The organism is Amycolatopsis sp. La24, from assembly GCF_029087445.1.
Classification (GTDB): domain Bacteria; phylum Actinomycetota; class Actinomycetes; order Mycobacteriales; family Pseudonocardiaceae; genus Amycolatopsis; species Amycolatopsis nivea.
This window is the reverse complement of the sequence record NZ_JARACH010000001.1, coordinates 717,153-735,921: the sequence shown is the minus strand read 5'-3', so window position 1 is coordinate 735,921 and position 18,769 is coordinate 717,153. Positions and strand designations below refer to the sequence as shown.

General features: G+C 70.6%; 14 protein-coding genes. 6 read left to right on the top strand and 8 right to left on the bottom strand.

Annotation, left to right across the window (positions count from 1 at the left end):
• Positions 1-85: 85 nt before the first annotated feature.
• The gene (locus tag PUT80_RS03405) at positions 86-1,537 is read right to left on the bottom strand and encodes an amidase (RefSeq protein WP_275291070.1); all 1,452 of its coding nucleotides are present in this window, start codon (positions 1,535-1,537) and stop codon (positions 86-88) included.
• Between the two features lie 92 nt (positions 1,538-1,629).
• On the opposite strand from PUT80_RS03405, the gene PUT80_RS03400 reads away from it, so the two are divergent.
• Positions 1,630-2,232 (top strand): TetR/AcrR family transcriptional regulator, encoded by a 603-nt coding sequence (locus tag PUT80_RS03400; protein ID WP_275291069.1) that lies wholly within the window; start codon positions 1,630-1,632, stop codon positions 2,230-2,232.
• Here PUT80_RS03400 and PUT80_RS03395 read toward each other — a convergent pair.
• The 5 genes from PUT80_RS03395 to PUT80_RS03375 are packed head-to-tail and all read right to left on the bottom strand — an operon-like array spanning position 2,210 to position 6,201.
• Positions 2,210-3,418 (bottom strand): sigma-70 family RNA polymerase sigma factor, encoded by a 1,209-nt coding sequence (locus PUT80_RS03395; protein WP_275291067.1) that lies wholly within the window; start codon positions 3,416-3,418, stop codon positions 2,210-2,212. The genes PUT80_RS03400 and PUT80_RS03395 overlap by 23 nt on opposite strands.
• A complete protein-coding gene (locus PUT80_RS03390) occupies positions 3,415-3,753 on the bottom strand; it encodes a YciI family protein (RefSeq protein ID WP_275291066.1) in 339 nt (112 codons plus the stop codon). Before PUT80_RS03390 ends, PUT80_RS03395 begins: the two co-directional genes overlap by 4 nt.
• Before the next feature lie 14 nt (positions 3,754-3,767).
• On the bottom strand, positions 3,768-4,478 hold the full coding sequence (locus tag PUT80_RS03385; protein WP_275291065.1) for an SDR family oxidoreductase: 711 nt from the start codon (positions 4,476-4,478) through the stop codon (positions 3,768-3,770).
• Positions 4,475-5,329, bottom strand: a complete 855-nt coding sequence (locus tag PUT80_RS03380; RefSeq protein ID WP_275291064.1) for an oxidoreductase — start codon at positions 5,327-5,329, stop codon at positions 4,475-4,477. Before PUT80_RS03380 ends, PUT80_RS03385 begins: the two co-directional genes overlap by 4 nt.
• Before the next feature lie 41 nt (positions 5,330-5,370).
• Positions 5,371-6,201, bottom strand: a complete 831-nt coding sequence (locus tag PUT80_RS03375; RefSeq protein ID WP_275291063.1) for a helix-turn-helix transcriptional regulator — start codon at positions 6,199-6,201, stop codon at positions 5,371-5,373.
• Positions 6,202-6,420: 219 nt separating this feature from the next.
• On the opposite strand from PUT80_RS03375, the gene PUT80_RS03370 reads away from it, so the two are divergent.
• Both PUT80_RS03370 and PUT80_RS03365 read left to right on the top strand, forming a co-directional pair.
• Positions 6,421-7,311: a glycoside hydrolase family 16 protein gene (locus PUT80_RS03370; RefSeq protein ID WP_275291062.1), complete on the top strand. Its 891-nt coding sequence runs from the start codon at positions 6,421-6,423 to the stop codon at positions 7,309-7,311.
• Between the two features lie 377 nt (positions 7,312-7,688).
• Entirely contained in the window at positions 7,689-13,142 is a 5,454-nt protein-coding gene (locus PUT80_RS03365; protein ID WP_275291061.1) for an RHS repeat-associated core domain-containing protein, read from the top strand.
• 20 nt (positions 13,143-13,162) lie between these two features.
• On the opposite strand, the gene PUT80_RS03360 is transcribed toward PUT80_RS03365, so the two are convergent.
• Entirely contained in the window at positions 13,163-14,059 is an 897-nt protein-coding gene (locus tag PUT80_RS03360) for a LysR family transcriptional regulator (RefSeq protein ID WP_275291060.1), read from the bottom strand.
• Positions 14,060-14,156: 97 nt separating this feature from the next.
• Between PUT80_RS03360 and PUT80_RS03355 the strand changes: the two genes are divergently transcribed.
• On the top strand, positions 14,157-14,999 hold the full coding sequence (locus PUT80_RS03355; protein ID WP_275291059.1) for an oxidoreductase: 843 nt from the start codon (positions 14,157-14,159) through the stop codon (positions 14,997-14,999).
• Between the two features lie 85 nt (positions 15,000-15,084).
• On the opposite strand, the gene PUT80_RS03350 is transcribed toward PUT80_RS03355, so the two are convergent.
• The gene (locus PUT80_RS03350) at positions 15,085-16,899 is read right to left on the bottom strand and encodes a hypothetical protein (RefSeq protein ID WP_275291058.1); all 1,815 of its coding nucleotides are present in this window, start codon (positions 16,897-16,899) and stop codon (positions 15,085-15,087) included.
• Positions 16,900-17,189: 290 nt separating this feature from the next.
• Here PUT80_RS03350 and PUT80_RS03345 point away from each other — a divergent pair, with 290 nt between their 5' ends.
• Both PUT80_RS03345 and PUT80_RS03340 read left to right on the top strand, forming a co-directional pair.
• The gene (locus PUT80_RS03345) at positions 17,190-17,972 is read left to right on the top strand and encodes a lysozyme (RefSeq protein WP_238608348.1); all 783 of its coding nucleotides are present in this window, start codon (positions 17,190-17,192) and stop codon (positions 17,970-17,972) included.
• Between the two features lie 50 nt (positions 17,973-18,022).
• The gene (locus PUT80_RS03340; protein ID WP_275291057.1) at positions 18,023-18,646 is read left to right on the top strand and encodes a hypothetical protein; all 624 of its coding nucleotides are present in this window, start codon (positions 18,023-18,025) and stop codon (positions 18,644-18,646) included.
• The last annotated feature ends 123 nt before the right edge of the window (positions 18,647-18,769 follow it).

Below are 18,769 nucleotides of genomic sequence, written 5' to 3'. Positions count from 1 at the left end.
GAGAACCCGGACGGCCTCGTCAGGGTCGGCAGGGGGTGCGACGCGGGTCACCGGGCGGCGAGCGTCCACTGTGGACTTCAAGGGGCTATTCGGCCGCCCAGAGCGGGGGCTTGCGGTGGGTCCACGGGGCGGCCTGTTCCAGCTGTCCGGCCAGGCGGAACAGCAGGTCTTCGCGGCCGAAGGCGGCGGTGAACTGCATGCCGATCGGGAGTCCTTCGTCCTCGGACAGCGGGACGGACATCGACGGAACCCCTGAAACGTTCGCGGCCGCGGTGTAGGGGGAGCGGTCCAGGAGGCGGGCCAGCCAGCCGAGGCCGTCCAGTTTGTCCGCGTCTTCGCCGTATGCGCCCAGCGGGACCGGCGGCTCGGCCAGCGTGGGAGACAGGAGCAGGTCGTAGCGGGCGAAGTGGCGGGCGAAGGTTCGCGACACCTGGTTGCGGATCGCCAGGGCGCGGACGAACTCGTCGGCGGTGACCCGGTGGCCGTAGCGGTAGCTGGCGAGGGTGACCGGTTCCAGGGTGGTGTCGTCGATTGGGCGGCCGGTCGCGGCGGCGATGCCGTCGATCCACGGGGCCAGGTTCGCGGTCCACATCCGGGCGTTGCCGAGGACGAATTCCTCCCAGGAGACGCCTAGGGCCAGTTGCGTCTCTTCGACTTCGTGGCCCAGGGATTCCAGCAGGCGCATCGTCGCGGACAGGGCGGCGGAGACCGGCTCGGTGGGCTGGCGGCCGCCCCAGGGCTGGCGCAGGACTGCGATCCGGAGACGGCCTGGATCCGTCGCGACCTCCGCGGCATAGGGGCGCTCGGGGCGCGGGGCGGAGTACGGGTCGCCGGGTTCGGGGCCTTCGATCAGGTCCAGCAGGACGGCGCTGTCGCGGACGCTCCGGCTCAGGCTGCCTTGCACGGCCAGGCCGCTGAACACCTCGTCAGCGCCGGGGCCGTGCGAAATCCGGCCACGGGTTGGTTTCAGGCCGAACAATCCGTTGCTGGAAGCGGGAACCCGGATGGAACCCGCGGCGTCGGTGGCGTGGGCGAGGGGGACGATTCCGGTGGCGACCGCCGCGCCGGAGCCGCCGCTGGAGCCGCCCGCGCTTCGGGTGGGGGACCACGGGTTGCGGGTCGCGCCGTAGAACTCCGGTTCGGTGGTGGTGCTGTAGGCCATTTCCGGTGTGGTGGTGCGGCCGATGGTCACCAGACCGGCTTCGCGGAAGCGGCGCATCAGGAACGAGTCTTCGGGCGACACGGCCCCGGCGGCCAGGCGGCTGCCCAGTTCGCTGCGTTTGCCCGCCATGGTGACGCCGAGGTCCTTGATCAGGAACGGCACGCCCGCCAAGGGGGCGGAACCGGGGGCGTCCTCGGGCGGCCAGGTTTCCACTACGGCGTTGATCTGCGGGTTCACCGCTTCGACCGCCCGGGCGGCGGCGTCGGCGACCTCGGCTGCGGTCACCTCGCCGCGAGCGATCAGCTCTGCCAGGCCGACCGCGTCGCAGCTCGTGTATTCGGAGATTTTCACCAGCACGTCCTTCGCGAGACTCATCCGTATTGCATGATACCGAGCGGTATCACCGGAGACGGTTGTGTACCGTAGCCGGGACGAACCGCATTGCCAACCCCCCGGGGGAAGAACCGATGACGAGCACCTCCGCCCGGCGGCCGACGCGGGTCGCGACCTTGCCGCCTCGCGAGCGGATCCTCGACGCGGCCGAGGAGCTGTTCCTCAACGAGGGCGTCGTGCGGGTCGGGGTCCAGGCGATCGCGGACCGCGCCGGGACCACGAAGATGGCGATCTACCGGCACTTCGGCACCAAGGACGCGCTGATCGCGGAATGGCTGCGGATCGTCGTGCACGACTACTCGGCCGCCTTCGACGCGGCCGAACAGGCGCATCCGGACGATTACGCGGAGCAGATCCGCGCGGTCGGGCGGTTCATCGTCGACGGGCTGCCCGACTTTTCCCACCGGGGCTGCCCGTTCACGAACTCAGTCGCCGAACTGCCCGATCCGGACCATCCCGCGCGGCGGCTGATCAGCGAGCACAAGACCCGCCAGTTCGGCCGGCTCCGGGCGATGTGCGCGGGGCTCGGGCTGCCCGACCCGGAACTGGGCGCGGCGGAGCTGACGTTCGCGATGGAGGGGGCGCAGATCGCGGTGCAGAACGGCGGCGTCGAGAACGTCGGCGCGCACCTGACGAAGATCGTCGAGGGCGTGATCAGTCGCGGGAAGCCGGGCTGAGGGCGGCGCGTTTTCGGTGCAGCAGAAGGCGTTCCGCCTCGTTCGAGACCAGCCGGAGGGCGGCGTCGTAGGACTCGACGGCTTCGCCGGTCCGGCCCAGGCGGGCCAGCAGATCGGCTCGGACGGCGTGGAAAAGGTGCCGGTCGCCGAGGTCCAGACCGTCCACAATGGTCAGTGCGGCGGCCGGGCTTTCGACCTCGGCGACGGCGACGGCGCGGTTCAGCGCGACGACGGGGGTCGGCGTCAGGGCGAGCAGCTGGTCGTAGAGGGCGAGGATCTGCACCCAGTCGGTGCCGTCGCTGTGCACGGCGTTGATCGCGGCCTGGATCTGGTACGGGCCCGGGCGGTCGAGCCGCAGGCAGCGGCGGACGAGGTCCTGGCCTTCGGCGATCAGCGTCCAGTCCCAGCGAGCGCGGTCCTGAGCGGGCAGCAGCACCGGGATTCCGTCGGCGTCGACCCGGGCCGCGCGGCGTGATTCGGTGAGCAGCTGCAACGCGAGCAGGCCCAGCACCTCGGGTTCGTCGGGCAGCAGGGCGGCCAGGACCCGGGTCAGGCGGATCGCTTCGGACGCCAGGTCCGGGCGGGTGAGGTCGGTGCCGCTGCTGGCGGTGTGGCCTTCGGTGAAGATGAGGTAGAGCACGGCGAGGACGGCGTCGAGCCGGGCCGGGAGGTCGGCCGCGTCGGGTACGCGGTAGGGGATTCGGGCGGCGCGGATTTTGGCTTTCGCGCGCACAAGCCGTTGTGCCAGCGTCGATTCCGGGACCAGGAACGCGTGCGCGATCTCCGCGGTGGTGAGGCCGCCCAGCAGACGCAGGGTGAGGGCGACCCGGGCGGCCGGGCCGAGAGCGGGGTGGCAGCAGGTGAAGATCAGCCGCAGCCGTTCGTCGGGCACCGCGCCTTCGTCGAACGGTTCGCTCGCGTGCAGGAGCGCGGCCTGCGCGTGGCGGTCGGCCCGGGTGGATTCGCGGCGGAGGCGGTCGATGCCGCGGTTGCGGGCGGTGGTGACGAGCCAGCCGGCGGGACTCGGCGGCAGGCCTTCCGCGCGCCATTTCACCGTGGCGATCGCGCAGGCCTCCTGGACGGCGTCCTCGGCGAGGTCCAGGTCGCCGAAGACCCGGGCCAGCACGGCGACCGCGCGGCCGTGCTCGGCGCGGAAGACCCGCTCGAGCACGGCCGCCGGGATCACTGGAACTCCCGGACTTCCACCGGCAGCGTGGTGATCTCCGAGATCCGCCGCGCCCACTCGGTCGCGGCCTCCAGGCCGGGCGCGGTCACGACGGTGAAGCCGCCGAGGTGTTCCTTGCCCTCGGCGAACGGGCCGTCGGTGCACAGGACGCCGCCGCCGGACGCCCGGACCACCTTCGCCGCGGCCGCCGGACGCAGCCCGCCCGAGAACACCCAGACGCCTTTCGCCTTCATCTCGTCGGTCACCGCTTCGAGGCGCGCCGCGATGTCCGCCAGCACCTCGGGATCCGGGGTTCCGCCGTCGGGCTGGCAGATCCCGAGCAGGTACTGCGGCACGGCTCCTCCTCGGCTCAGCGTTGCCGGGCCGGCCGCACGATCATTTCGCTGACATCCACGTCGGCCGGCTGGTCGAGAGCGTAGGCGATGGCGTCGCCGATCGCTTTCGGATCGATGGCGTCCTTGCGGTAGATCCGCATGAACTCCTGCGTTTCCGGGTCGCTGATCGTGTCCGCCAGCTCCGAGGTCACGACGCCGGGGGAGACCGTGGTGACGCGGATCGACGGGTCGCATTCCAGCCGCAGGCCCTCGGTGATCGCCCGCGCCGCGTATTTCGTGCCGCAGTACACCGCCGCGGTCGGCGTGACCTGGTACGCGCCGATCGACGCGATCGTGACGAAGTGGCCGCGGCGTTGCCGGGTGAAGTGCGGCAATGCCGCGGCGATGCTGTGCAGCAGGCCCCGGACGTTGACGTCGATCATCCGGTCCCACTCCTCGACCAGCCCGGCGTCCAGCCGGGACAACGGCATCACCCCGGCGTTCGCGACGAACGCGTCGATCTCGCCGTGGTCGCGCACCGCGCGGTCGACGAACTCGGCGACGTCGGCCCGGTCGGTCACGTCGAGACGGTGGACCTCGATCCCGTCCGCGCTGGCCGCGAGCCGCGCGAGCCGGTCTTCGCGGCGCGCACCGGCGACCACGCGCCAGCCGTCCGCGGCGAGTCTGCGGGCGGTGGCCTCGCCGATTCCGCTGCTGGCACCGGTGATCAGGACAGTCTTGTTCATGCGGATTCCTTCGGGAAGTCGGCGGACAGGGTGACATCGCGCCAGTCGTCGAACGTCTTGCGGAGCGTGTCGAGGCGCGCGGTGGCGATGTCGTAGGCGGCTTGGCCGAGCAGCAGGCGCAGCGGCGGTTCGGCGGAGGCGACCGCGTCGATGACCGCCGTCGCGGCGCGGTCCGGGTCGCCCGGCTGCTTGCCGTAGGTGGCGAGCGTCGAGGTGCGGCGGGCGCCCGCGGTGCCGGCGTAGTCGTCGATGCGGATCGCGGATTCCCGCATGGACGGGCCCGACCAGTTGGTGCGGAACGCGGCCGGTTCGACGATCGTGACGCCGATGCCGAGCGGACCGACCTCCGCGGCGAGCGATTCGCTGAAGCCTTCGACGGCGAACTTGGTCGCGTGGTAGTAACCGGTCGCGCCGAAGGCGGCCAGTCCGCCGAGCGACGAGACCGAGACGATGCGCCCGCTGCGGCGGGCCCGCATTCCGGGCAGGACGGCGCGGGTGAGCGCCATCAGGCCGAATACGTTCGCCTCGAACAACGCGCGGATCTCGGCGTCTTCGCCCTCTTCGACGGCGGCGAGGTAGCCGTAGCCGGCGTTGTTGACGAGGACGTCGATCTGGCCGAAGACACGGTGTGCCTCGGCGACCGCTTCGGTGATCTGCTGCTGATCGGTCATGTCGAGCGCGACCGCCAGTGCACGTCCCGGATGCGCGGCGACGAGGTCCGCGACACGTTCGGGATCGCGGGCCGTGACGACCGCGCGCAGGCCGCGTTCGAGAACGGCGGTCGCGAGTGCGCGGCCGAGGCCGGTGGAACACCCGGTGATCAACCAGACGGGTGCATTGTTTTCAGACATGGCTCTGCCCCTGAAGGAATTCGATAATTGCGGAAAATGCGTCAGCGGTGCGGGCGGTCGCCGGCGGCGAGACTGCCGAGCAGCCCCAGCGCGGCCTCCGACGGACTGCCCGGATCCGCTTGGTACACCACGAGTTGCTGGCCGGGAGCGCTGTTCACGGTCATCGATTCGTAGTGCAGGGTGAGCATTCCGACCAGCGGATGCCGGAACCGTTTCGATTCGTGCGTTTTCTGCCGGAGCTCGTGGCGCGCCCACAGCCGGCGGAAATCGGCGCTCTTGAGCGACAGTTCGCCGACCGCCTCGATCAAGAGCGGATCGTCCAGATCGGTGCCCGCCGCCGACCGCAGCCCGCCGACCGTGTTCACCGCGACCCGCTCCCAATCCGGGTAGAAATCGCGGGCGTCGGGGTCGAGGAACGCCAGCCGCAGCAGGTCGCCGCTGTGCTCGTGCCCGGCGAACAGCGCTTCGCCGAGCAGATTCGACGCGAGCACGGTCATGCACCGCCCGAGCACGACCGCGGGCGTCTGCGGCCACGCGTCCATCAGCTGCACCAGCCGCGGACTGACGCGTTCCTTGGCGTGCCGTCGCTTAGGCCGCTTCGGCCGGGCCAGCGAATGCAAGTGGGCGAGCGCCTCGTCGTCGAGTTGCAGCGCCCGGCCGAGCGCGTCGACGACCTGCGCGGACGGGGTGCGCTCCCGGCCCTGCTCGAGCCGCACGTAGTAGTCGGTGCTCACCCCGGCCAGCTGCGCGACCTCCTCCCGGCGCAGGCCGCTGACCCGGCGCCGGGTGTCGGCGAGCAGGTCCGCGTCCGCCGGGACGGTGGTGCCGCGCCGGGCCCGCAGGAACTCGCCGAGGAGGTTGCTGTCGCTCATGCACCCAGGCTAGATCGCGCGCGGCGGCCGCGGGGCACGGAAAGGGGGTGTGGTTCTCCCACCCTGTGCGGTACCCCTCGGCGCAGTGGTTCAAACCTTTCCGGCGGCGCTCTGCCCGCGCGCACCGCCGCGGCGGAACCGGCAGGCAGACTGTTTTGACTGGTCAACGGCGCGAGCGGAGCCTGCTGGGACCACCCCCTCCACCGGAAAGGCGAACCCATGCGCCGAACCCCGCTGATCCTCGCCGCCGTCGCCGCCGTGTCGATGGCCGCCGCGCCCGCGCAGGCAGCCGAAACCTGGACCACGGTGTTCGAGGACACCTTCGACGGCCCGGCAGGCACCGGTCTCGACCCGCAGAACTGGCTCTACGACAAGGGAACCGGCTACCCCGGCGGCGCGGCGAACTGGGGCACCGGCGAGATCGAGACGTCCACCGACTCGACCGACAACGTCTACCACGACGGAGCCGGGCACCTGGTGATCAAGCCGCTGCGCGACGCGAACGGCGCGTGGACGTCCGGGCGGATCGAAACCCAGCGCACCGACTTCGGCGCGCCGGCGGGCGGGCAGATGGAAATGAGCGCGACGATCCAGCAGCCGAATCCGGAGCACGGTCTCGGCTACTGGCCCGCGTTCTGGGCGATGGGCGCGGACGCGCGGCCGGTCGGCGCGACGAACTGGCCCAGCATCGGCGAACTGGACATCATGGAGAACGTGAACGCGCTGGACAAGCATTCCAGCACGTTCCACTGTGGACAATGGGCGGGGGAGTGCCACGACCCGGACGGGATCAGCAGCGACCTGCAGGACTGCGCCGGCTGCAAGACCGGGTACCACACGTACTCGGTGGTGGTGGACCGCCGGGACGCGGCTGCGGAGGAACTGCGGTTTTCCTTGGACGGCAAGGAAACTTTCGCGGTGAAGCAGAACCAGGTGTCCGACGCCACCTGGAAGGCCGCGGTGGACCACGGGTTCTTCGCGATCTTCGACGTGGCGATCGGCGGGTCCTATCCGAACAAGGTGTGCGGATGCACCAGCCCGGGAGCGGACATCACGCCGGGGGCGGGGATGAATATCGACGCGTTTTCGGTGAAGGTCAGCGGAAGCTGATTTTCGGCCACGGAACTGGCACACCGGCCACTTGAGGCGGCGCCAGAGCGGTCTCGTGGTCCGTGAGGGGAACCCTGAGGGAATCTGATTCCCTCAGGGTGGCCCTCACGGACTTCAAGACACGGTCAGAAAAGGGCGAATCAGTCATTTCGGTGGCGCTGGCGTCTCTTGTGGACGGTCAGCGAGACTCCTGGCATGGGGAATCAGAGTCCCTCGGGGGTCCCCTCGCAGACAGACATGCCAGGTTGCGCCGGGACCGCCCGGTGCCTCTCCGGACTACCGCTCTTGCCCTCCCAGCCAGGCTGCCGCGTGCCGCGCGCCGTCGCGGGGCCGGATAGGTACCGTGATCACCGCAGCAGCGGGAAGAGGGGAACTAAGTGAGCAATCCATTGGTCGCGCCGGTGAAGGAGACCTCGGCGGTGGCCGGGGTCCCGTTGCTGGAGGACGCCACCGGGCTCAAGGAGGCGATCGAGAGCAAGAACTGGGCCGCGGTCGCGATCGGGGCCGTCGGCACCGCGATCGACGTGTTCACCGCGGTCATGGACCCGTTCGGCGCGATCTTCGCCGCGGGCGTCGGCTGGCTGATGGAGCACGTCGGCCCGCTCAAGGAAGCTCTCGACGCGCTCACCGGCAACGCCGACCAGATCAGTTCCCAGGCCCAGACCTGGACCAACGTCGCCAAGGAACTCGAAGGCGTCTCCGCCGAACTCGGCGAGCTGGTCAAGAAAGACCTCGAGAGCTGGCAGGGCGACGCCGCCGACAGCTACCGCAAGCGGGCCGAGGACACCTCCGCGCTGATCGCCAGCGCCCAGAAAGGGTCCGAGGGAGCGGCGAGCGGGGTCAAGACCGCGGGCGAGGTGGTCGCGGCGGTCCGGTCTCTCGTGCGCGACACCATCGCCGACCTCGTCGGGCACCTCATCTCGTGGGCGCTGCAGGTCCTGCTCACCGCGGGGATCGGGATGGCCTGGGTCGGCCCGCAGGTCGCCGCGGCCGTCGCGAAGACCGCGTCCCGGATCACCCAGATCACCACCAAGCTGGTCAAGGCTCTCAAGGCGCTCATCCCGCTGCTGAAGAAAGCCGGGACGCTGTTCGAGGACGCGGGCAAGGCGCTGAAGGGGCTCAAGGGCGGCAAGAACGCCCCGGCGCCGAAGCCCAAGGACATCAACGTCAAATCCGAGGGCGGCGGCACCCGGTCGCATCCCGGCGGCGACGACAGCACGCACACGTCCGGAGCCGGAGGCGGCGGAGGACACCAAGGCAACACCGGCAACACCCACACCAGCGGCTCGGAAGGCGGCGGCCAGGGCGGCGGGCACGAAGGCGGCCAAGGCGGCGGCGGGTCGCACGAGTCCGGCGGCAACGAGGTGCACCCCTCCTCGACACAGCAGCCCAGGGGCAACCAGAACCAGAACCCGGCCGAACACCACACGGACCCCAACGAGATCAAGGGCTGCGGCGACCCGATCGACGTCGCCACCGGCGCGGTGTACCTGGTCCAGGAAGACCTGAACCTGCCCGGAGTGCTGCCCCTGACCGTCGAACGCACCCACCGCTCGACCTACCGCTCCGGCGGATTCTTCGGCCCCACCTGGTCCTCGACGCTGGACGAACGCCTGGAGGTCGGCGACGACGGCCTGCACTACGCCGCCCCGAACGGCGTGCTCGTGCGCTTCCCCTTCCCGCAAGGCATCGAGGCCGTCGCCACCGACGACGGGCCCTACCTCGCGCTGCGCCGGGTGACCACCGGGTTCATCGTCGGCGACCCGCAGAGCAGCGTCATCCGCCACTTCACCGGCGAACCCGGCGACCGCGTCCTGCGGCTGCACGCCCTGGCCGACAGCTCGGGCAACCGGATCGACTTCCGCTACGAGGACGGCGTGCCGGTCGCCATGGAGCACTCCGGCGGCTACCGCGTGACGGTCGAATCGGCGGACGGCCTGGTCACCGCGCTGCGCGCGCCGGACGCGCCGGTGGCGGTCCGGGAATACCGCTACGACTCCGCGCGGCGGCTGACCGAGGTGGTCGACGCGGTCGGCACCTCGCACAAGTTCCGCTACGACGCCGACGGCCGGATGGTGCGCTGGGACGACGTCAACGGCCGCTGGTACAGCTACCACTACGACGGCGACGGCCGGTGCGTGCGCGCCCAGGGCGACGGCGGCTACCTCGACACCGAACTGTCCTACGAAAACCTCGCCACCACGGTCACCGACTCGCTCGGCGCGGTCACCCGCTACCAGCTCAATGAGCAGCTGAAGGTCGTCGCCGAAACCGATCCGCTCGGCAACACCTCGACCACTGAGTACGACGAGTTCGGCCGGGTCGTCGCCAGGACCGACGCGCTCGGTCACGTCACCCGCTGGGAGTTCGACGAGGTCGGCAATGTCGCCGCAGTGACGCGCCCGGACGGTTCGCGGCTGGTCAACGAGTACGACGAGCGGGGCCTGCCGGTCTCTACCACCGGACCCGCGGGCGACGTCTGGCGTTACGAGTACGACGAACAAGGCAGCCTGGTCAAGGAAACCGACCCGGCGGGCGGGGTCACCGCCTACACCTACCACCCGGACACCGGCGCGATCGCGACGCGGACCGACGCGCTCGGCGGCGTCACCCGGTTCGAGTCCGACGCGGCCGGCCTGCCCACGAAGATCACCGCCCCCGACGGCGCGGTGACCCGATACTCCTACGACGCGCTCGGCGCGATCACCTCGATCACCGGCCCGACCGGCGCGTCCGTGGAACGGGTGCGCGACGCGGCGGGCAACCTGGTCCAGCAGCGGAACGCCGACGGCACGGTCAGCAAGTTCGGCTTCAAAGCCGCGGGCAACGTCGAGGAGTCGGTCGACCCGCGCGGCGGCGTGCACCGCGTCGAGTACGGCGCGTTCGGTCTGCCGCTGTCCGCGCAGGACCCCGACGGCGGCGTCCGGCGGTTCGGCTACGACACCGAACTGCGGTTGACCACGGTGACGAACGAACGCGGCCTGGTCTGGCGCTACGAGTACGACCAGGCGGGTCGCGTCGTGGCGGAAACCGACTACAACGGCCGGGTTTTGCGCTATGGCTACGACGCGGCGGGCCGCCTCGTGCGCCGGGTCAACGCGGCCGGGCAGGCGATCGACATCGAGTACGACGCGCTCGGCCGGCTCGTGCGGCGCACCGCCGCCGACGACATCGCCGAATTCGCCTACGACCACGACGGCCGGATGGTGCTGGCGCGCAACGGCGAGACCGAGGTCCGCTTCGAGTACGACGCGCTCGGGCAGCTGGTGTCCGAGTCGATCAACGGCCGCGTCGTGCGGTCGGAATTCGACGCGCTCGGCAGGCGGGTCGGCCGCCGCACGCCCACCGGCGCGGAATCGTCGTTCGGCTACGACTCCGCGGACCGCCCGACCGCGGTCACCACTGCGGGCCGCACCCTGCGGTTCGAATACGACGCCGCCGGACAGGAAACGGTGCGCCGCCTCTTCGCCGGGACCGCGCCGGTGGCGGAGCTACGGCAGGACTGGACCTCGACCGGGCGGCTGCGCGGGCAGACCGTGCTGCGCGGCGCGGCCACCGTGCAGCAGCGCGACTACCGCTACCTGCCGGACGGGAACCTGTACACGACCGGAGACCTGCTGTCCGGGCCGCGCGCGTTCGAGGTCGGCGCGGGCGGACGGGTCACCGCGGTCCGCGGCCCGAAATGGCAGGAGAGCTACCGCTACGACGCGGCCGGCGCGGTCGCCGAAGCCGGCTGGCCGGGCGACCCGGCCGCGGCGGGCCCCCGCGCCTACCGCGGCACGCTCATCGAGTCCGCCGGCGAAACCCGCTACACCCACGACGCCGAGGGCCGCGTCGTGACGCGGGAACGCCGCGGGCAGCGGTGGGAATACCAGTGGAACTCTGCGAGCAGGCTGACCGGCGTGCGCACCCCGGACGGCACGGTCTGGCGCTACCGCTACGACGCGCTCGGCAGGCGCGTCGCCAAGCAGCGCCTCGACCCGGCGGGCGCGGTGGCCGAGCAGATCGAATTCGCCTGGGACCACTACCGGCCCGCCGAGCAGGTGCACAGCGCGCCCGGCCGCCCGCAGGTCGCGACCGTGTGGGACTGGCTGCCCGACTCCGACCGGGTGCTCGCGCAGACCGAGCGGAAGCTCGGCGAACGCGTCGACGAACGCTTCCACGCCATCGTCACCGACCTGGTCGGCGCGCCCGCCGAACTCGTCGACAGCGCCGGCGCGCTCGCCGGGCACCAGCGCACCTCGCTCTGGGGCGCGGTCGTGTCCGAAGGCGGGAACGCGCGCACCCCGCTGCGTTTCCCCGGCCAGTACTACGACCCGGAAACCGGGCTGCACTACAACATGCACCGCTACTACGACCCGGAAACCGGCCGCTACCTCTCGCACGACCCGCTCGGCCTCAACCCGTCCCCGGACTCGCAGGCCTACGTGGACAACCCGACCGCGATGATCGACCCGCTCGGCCTCAACCCGCTGCCGACCGGGCCGTGCCCCAAGAAGCTGAAGGAAATGGAGGAGCAGCAGGCCGGCAACAAGCGCAAACGCGACGACGACGCCGCGCCCGACGCGCCCCCGGCCAAGAAAGCGTCCACCGAACCGTCGAATCCGCCCGGCACCTACGGCGACCGCAACCCCGAAGCGGCCCGCGTGGGGAAGAACCACGGCTACCAGTTCGACGGGCACCGGACCAACCAGCACGAGCACGTCGGCGTCCACCAGGCCGCCGCGGACAACGGCAGCGGCCTCCCGCGGAAGCGTTCCGACGAAACGGACCTCGAGCACGCGGCCTACAGCTACACCGAAACCCACGACCTGCACCGCAAGCACCCGGGCACCGGGAGCGGCAACCGGATGCACACCTCCGGCTTCACCAGCGGGAAAGCGCACGACGAACACCAGCTGAGCTACGCCTACGCGCAGCGGCGGGCCTACGAGCGCAAGGACACGTCGGACCTGCTGCAGCTCAACCAGATGGGCTACGCGCACATGGACGGCAAGTACACCCGGCCGACCTATCAGGTGCCGGGCCGCCAGCCGCACAACACCTATCTGAGCCCGCAGGAAAAGGTCTACCACGGCGACGACCCGAACCACGTCCACCATCCGGATTTCCACGACCCGAAACACGGCATCCACACCTACGGGAACAAAACCAAACCGGTCCCCGGCGAGCATTACCCGGACGGTTCCGAAGTGCGGCACCGGATCGAGAACACCGACAAGCAACGGGAGGATTCGGCCGCCGCTTACAAACAGCGGGCCGAGGACGCGAAGGCCGAACAGGAACGCCGCGACTACCTCGCCGAGCACCGCAGCGAAATCGAAAACGGCAACGACGCCAAGCTCAAAAAGGACCTCAGCGACTTCGACGAGGAGCAGAAGTACCTGCGCGGGTCCAAGGACTCCTACCAGCACATGGTCGACGAGATGTACGGCACCGGCAAGGGCATGCCGTACAACCCCGCTCCGGGCACCAAGGAGTACGACGACATGGTCAAGAACGGGGAGTCCTTCGCGCGCACCGACCCGCTCACCGCGGGCGGCCGGGCCGAGGCGCATCTGGCCTACGAACAGCGTCAGACCGGCCAATACCCCCAGGGAACCGCCGACGAACTGCTCGACAAATGGGGATTCCAGGCCCCGAAGGACAAGAACGACCCGACGTGGCAGCGGTGGCAGAACGGCGATTACGACCCGCCGGAGCTGCGCAAATACGACGGCGAGACACCCATTTCCGCCGAGAAGCGCGCGGAGATGAAGGAAATGGAGGAAAGGGCGATCGCGCAGCGGATGCGGACCCTGGACCTGGACCGGAGCGAGGGCAGGAGCTGACGCGTTTTCCGGCGCGGGGATCAGCCCGCGCCGGAAAGATCCGTCGTCTCGGCCAGCCGGGTCGCCACGTCCAGCAGCGTGGCCGGGCGCGGGCCGTCCGCGCGCCACACCACGACCGTGTGCGCGGTTTCGCCCTCCAGCGGCACGAACACCACACCGGTGCGGCGCAGGCTGTGCGCCGAGGCCGCCAGCCGCGTCACGCCGACCCCGGCCGCGACCAACCCCAGCAGGCCCTGCACGGTCGCGGTGCGCTGCACGACGTCCGGAGTGAACCCGGCCGCGGCGAAATCGGCGTCGTACTTGCGGTGCCAGGGGTCCCACGACGCGCGCGGCGTCAGCACCCACGGCTCGTCCGCGAGGTCGGCCAGGCGCAGCGTCGAACGGTCGGCCAGTCGATGGCCCGAGGGCAGGACGGCGCAGACCTGCTCGGTCAGCAGGACGTGCGTCGCTAGGTCGTCGACCAGTGGCGGACGGGTGAAACCGGCGTCGAAGCGGCCGTCGCGGACCCCGTCGACGAGCTCCGCGATCGAGACTTCCGCGGTCGTGACGGTCAGCTCCGGGAGCTGCTCCCGCACCGCGCGCACGACCGGCGGGAGCAGGTAATTCGCCGTGCTGGCAAGGAAAGCCAGCCGCAGCGCGCCGATCTCGCCGCTGACCGCGCGAGCGACCGTCGCGACCGCGGCGTCGGCGCGGGCGAGCACCGCGCGCGCTTCGGGCAGGAAAAGTTCGCCGACCGGGGTGAGCCGGGTGCCGCGGGCGTCGCGGTCGAAGAGCTGCGCGCCGAGCTGGCGTTCCAGCACGGAAATCTGCTGCGACAGCGACTGCTGCGCGATGTGCAGAGCCGCGGCCGCACGCGTGAAGCTCGTCGTCTCGGCGACGGCGACGAAGTAGCGCAGCTGCCGCAGCTCAGGGGTCACAGGCTGAGACTGTAGCCCGCCAGCGAACCGGTGTTGGCGGACCCCGGCAGGCACGCGCCACGATCGGAGGCGGACAAACCACTGGAGGGACTGCTCAATGACCGAGGAAACCGACGGCCGCGTCTGGCTGATCACCGGGTGCTCGAGCGGCTTCGGCCGCGAACTCGCCCAGGCCGCGCTGGCCGCGGGGGACCGGGTTCTCGCGACCGCACGCGACCCGGAGACGCTCGCCGACCTCGCCGAGGCGGGCGGGGACCGGGTGCGCACCGCCGCGCTGGACGTCACCGACCCGGCCCGGATCGACGCCGCCGTGCGGACCGCGCTGGACGAATTCGGCCGGATCGACGTGCTGGTCAACAACGCCGGCCACGGTTCGGTCGGCGCCGTCGAGGAGCTGACCTTGCCCGAACTGCGCGCGGTGCTGGAGGTGATGTTCTTCGGCGCGGTCGCGATGACCAAGGCTGTCGTCCCGCTGCTGCGGGAGCAGGGGAGCGGCACGATCGTGCAGATGAGTTCGATGGGCGGACTGCTCGCGCCGCCCGCGTTCGGGGCGTACTGCGCGGCGAAATTCGCTCTGGAGGGCCTGTCCGAGGCGCTCGCGGCGGAGGTCGAACCGCTCGGGGTCAAGGTGCTGATCGTGGAGCCGGGCGCGTTCCGGACGTCGTTCGGCGGCGCCGCGATGCACCGCTCCCGCAAGATCGACGCCTACGCCGAATCGACCGCGGCCACCCGCGCCGCGATCGAAGGGATGGACGGGACGCAGCCCGGTGATCCGGCGAAGGCGGCAGCGGCGATCTTGCAGGCGGTGGACGCGCCCGACGCGCCGCTGCGACTCGCGCTCGGCGGCGACGCGGTGGACGCGATCCGCGGCAAAATCGGTGCGCTGACCCAGGATCTGGACTCCTGGGAGAAGGTCAGCCGAGCCACCGCGCTGGACTGAGACGCGGGGTTGCGGTCCGTGAAGGACTCCTTGGGGGAATCAGATTCCCCCAAGGAGTCCTTCACGGACGCAGAGGCCGGTCGAGTCACGGGTAGTTCGGGACGTTGACCGGCTTGGTGCCGTCCGGGGTCACGTCGCCCGTGTCGTTCACGACGTGGGTGATCGTGCCGCGGTGGTTCAGCGACACCGTGAGCAGGCTGTGCAGCTTCACCCCGCCGTTCTGCGGCACCTCGAACGCGTGATAGCTCGAAACCGCCGGGTTGGTGTCGAAGAAGCAGTAACTGCCCAAGCCCCACGCCTCGTGCGAGGTCACGTCCGGCCCGACCTTGTACGCGGCGTACCCGGCGGTGCCGGGCGCGGAGTTCCACGAGGCCTGATCCGGGACGTCGTAAGGCATTTCGTTCTGGAAGAAGATCGTCTTCCCGTTCTGGCCGTTCCACACCACCTGGAACTTCTGGTAATGCTCCACGAACAGCCCGGTCGCGGTCACGTTGTCGCCGTTGACGAGCACGCCGGTGTCGGCGGTGTTCGTGGTCCAGCCGACTGTGCCGCTGTTGCCGTGGTCGGCGCGCCATGCCCAGACGTGGTCGACGATGGTGTTGTCGCTGTTCACCACGAGACTGTTGGTCGCCTTGCCGGCCAGATCGCCGCCGACGCGGAAGAACACGTCCTGCAGCGACGTCGGATTCGCCGCGTGGCTCGTGTGCTTGCCGCTTTCGCCGACGGTCAGCAGCGCCTGCGAATTCTGCGTGCCCGCGTCGAACAGCAGGCCCTTCACCCGCACACCGTCCACATCGGACACGTGCATCGCGTCGACGCCGTTGTCCGGGATCAGCGTCGGGTAACCGATGCCGAGCACCGTCGTGCCCGGACGGGTCACGTTCAGCGTCTGGTCGAGGTGGTACGCGCCGGGCGTGAAGAACAGGTTGCAGCCGGCGTCGAGGGAGCTGTTGATGCTCTCCGCGGTGTCGCCGGGCTTGACGACGCGGAACTGGCTCATCGGGACGGAATCGCCGGGCGTGCCGCCGTTCGCCCAGCTCGGCCCGGACGCGTTCGTGCGCAGGGACGGCAGGAAGACGCGGTAGTTGCCGCCGTTGTCCACGTACAGGTACGGCACGTCGCGCGAGACCGGCGTGGTGTCGAGCGTCGTTTCCGGCGGGTTCGGGAACGAATTGGCGGGCGCGCCGGTTGTCCCGGAGAAGACCATGTTCCACACGCCGCCGTCCCAGCTGCCCAGCGCCGAATCCCGCGTGTACCACTGCTGTTGCGACACCGACGCGGCCTGCCCGGACACGCGGGTGTCGGCGACGTAGCCGCCGCTCGCGTACCCGTAGCTGGCCGGGAACAGCTGCAGCCCGCCCTTGATGTCCATCCGGCGGAACGGCGCGGCTTGCGACACCGCCCACCGGTCGCTGCCGCTGGAAGGCGTGACGGCCATGTTCTCCGCCGAACGCCAGAAGTTCTGCAGTGCGGAGCCCTGGTCGGACTCGTTGAAGGCGTCCACGGTGATGTCGCCGTTGATCTGGACGTCGTCCGGGTTCTGCCCGAGCCCGGCGACGGAGGTGTAGAAGCCGACGTTGTCGTGCACCGCGTAGGAGCCCGGCTTGAACAGGTGCGCGACGCGGCCCGAGCCGAACTGCGCGGTCTGGGTGTCCTTCTGCGCCTCGAAGTCCTTGTCCAGCTGGGCCTGGATCGTCGCGGAGGGCATTCCCGGGTCGAAAATGTGCACGTTCGGCCCGAAGTCCGGCTGATCGGACTGGCCGGTGCAGCCCGCCTGCCCGGACGCTGGGGCCGCGGCGGCGGGCACGGCGATCCCGGCCGCGGCGAGCAGCGCCAGCGCGATCAGTGCTGGTCCGCGGGATCGGGACGGCCGTCCGGGTGGTCGATGAGTCCGGTTCACGTGGGGACACCTCCGCCGGTAGGGAAATTGCCAACCAGTTTGTGGTCGGCCACAACAAATTAAACGCCCAGCTCGGCGCCGCCGGTCACAACTCGGTCACAGTTGTCTGGACCACTGGCGGGATTCCGGCTATCGGAAACTCGTTCACGTCCGGGTGACGCAGCCAGCCTCGCGCCGCGTTGTGCCCCACGATGGGCCGTGGACCTGCCGCCGTGAAGATCGGAGTCTCGGTGACCCGGACAGCAACGGACAACCCCTGGCGGCTCGGCTTGGCCGCCGTCGTGTCGGTCTTGGCGCTGGCGTGCGGCGTCGCGACTGCCGGACCGGCCGCCGCCGCGGACTACTCGAAGGCCGGCGAGAACGTTGCCGGTTCACAAATTCTGCGGCACGAGGGCGTGCAAAGCGGGAGCCCGCGGTTCGACCCGGCGACCGGACAGACCCTCGGCCACGACGTGAGCGGGCACCAGGGCGCGGTCGACTGGGGCCAGGCCGCCGGCGCGGGCGCGCGGTTCGCCTACGTCAAGGCGACCGAAGGCACCGGGTTCGTGAGCCCGCAGTTCGACCAGCAATACCACGGCGCGCACAACGCGGGCCTGATCCGCGGCGCGTACCACTTCGCCCGCCCGGACGTCTCCAGCGGCGCACAGCAAGCCGACTACTTCATCGCCCACGGCGGCGCGTGGCGCGGCGACGGCACGACGCTGCCGGGTGCCCTGGACATCGAATACAACCCCTACGGCGACGCCTGCTACGGCAAAAGCCAGGCCGACATGACCGCGTGGATCGCCGACTTCACCCACCGGTACCTGGCGAAACAGCGCCGCAGCGCGATCATCTACACCTCGACGTCGTGGTGGAAGCTCTGCACCGGCAACGCGGGCGGGTTCGGCGACACGAACCCGCTGTGGCTCGCCCGGTACGCCCCGCAGATCGGCGAACTCCCGGCGGGCTGGGACAAGCAGAGCATCTGGCAGTTCTCGCGCACCGGCAGCCTGCCCGGCGACCAGAACTACTACAACGGCCCGATGAACCGGGTGCAGGCGCTCGCCAGGGGAGGCGGTTCGTCGGCGTGATCGCCTGAAAAGCCGTACCGGCGGGGGTGCGGCCGGTGTTGGATCACCGGGTGACTTTCGCGATCGGACTCTTCGACCTCTTCACCTACGCGATCCCGGGCGCCCTGCACCTGGCGGTTCTGGCCTACCTCGCCGGACGGCTGCACTGGATCGACCTCGCCGCCGTCTCGCGCGGACCGGGCGTGGTGCTGGTGATCGGGATCGCGGTGGCCAGCTACCTCCTCGGGTACCTGGCGTACCCGCTCGGCGCGCGGGCTGGGCGGTGGCTGCCGCGGCGGCGGAAGCGGAACCCACGGGAGGAGTTCCTGCGCCGCAACCCGTCCGCGCGCGGCCAAGCGTTCGTCGAGGCGGATCCGTTCCTGCTGCTTTCGGCCCTGCAACTGCACGACGCGGACGCGGCCCTGGAGGCGACCCGGCTGCGCACCGCCGGGCTGATGCTGCGCAATTCCAGCCCGGCGATGGCGTTCGGGTTCGTGGCCGCGGTGGTCGAGCTGATCGTCGGGCCGCATCCGGTGTTCGCGGCGTGCGCGGCGGTCCTGTTCGCGGCGGCGTTTCCGGCGTTGGTCGCGCAGGGGAGGTTGCTGTCGTATTGGGCGAGTGTGAAGACGCTGGAGCTGAGTTTCTGGGTGCCGGAGGTGGAGGAGACGCTGGCGGCTAGGCAGAAGGCGGAGTGATGGCGGCTTCGTGCCAGGCGACGTTGGCGCCGAGCGCAGCAGTGAGCCGGGCGATGGTCTCGCGGGTGCTCTGGTCGTTGACGTGCTCGGGAAGCCAGGCGCAGGCGAGGTAAGCGCCAACGA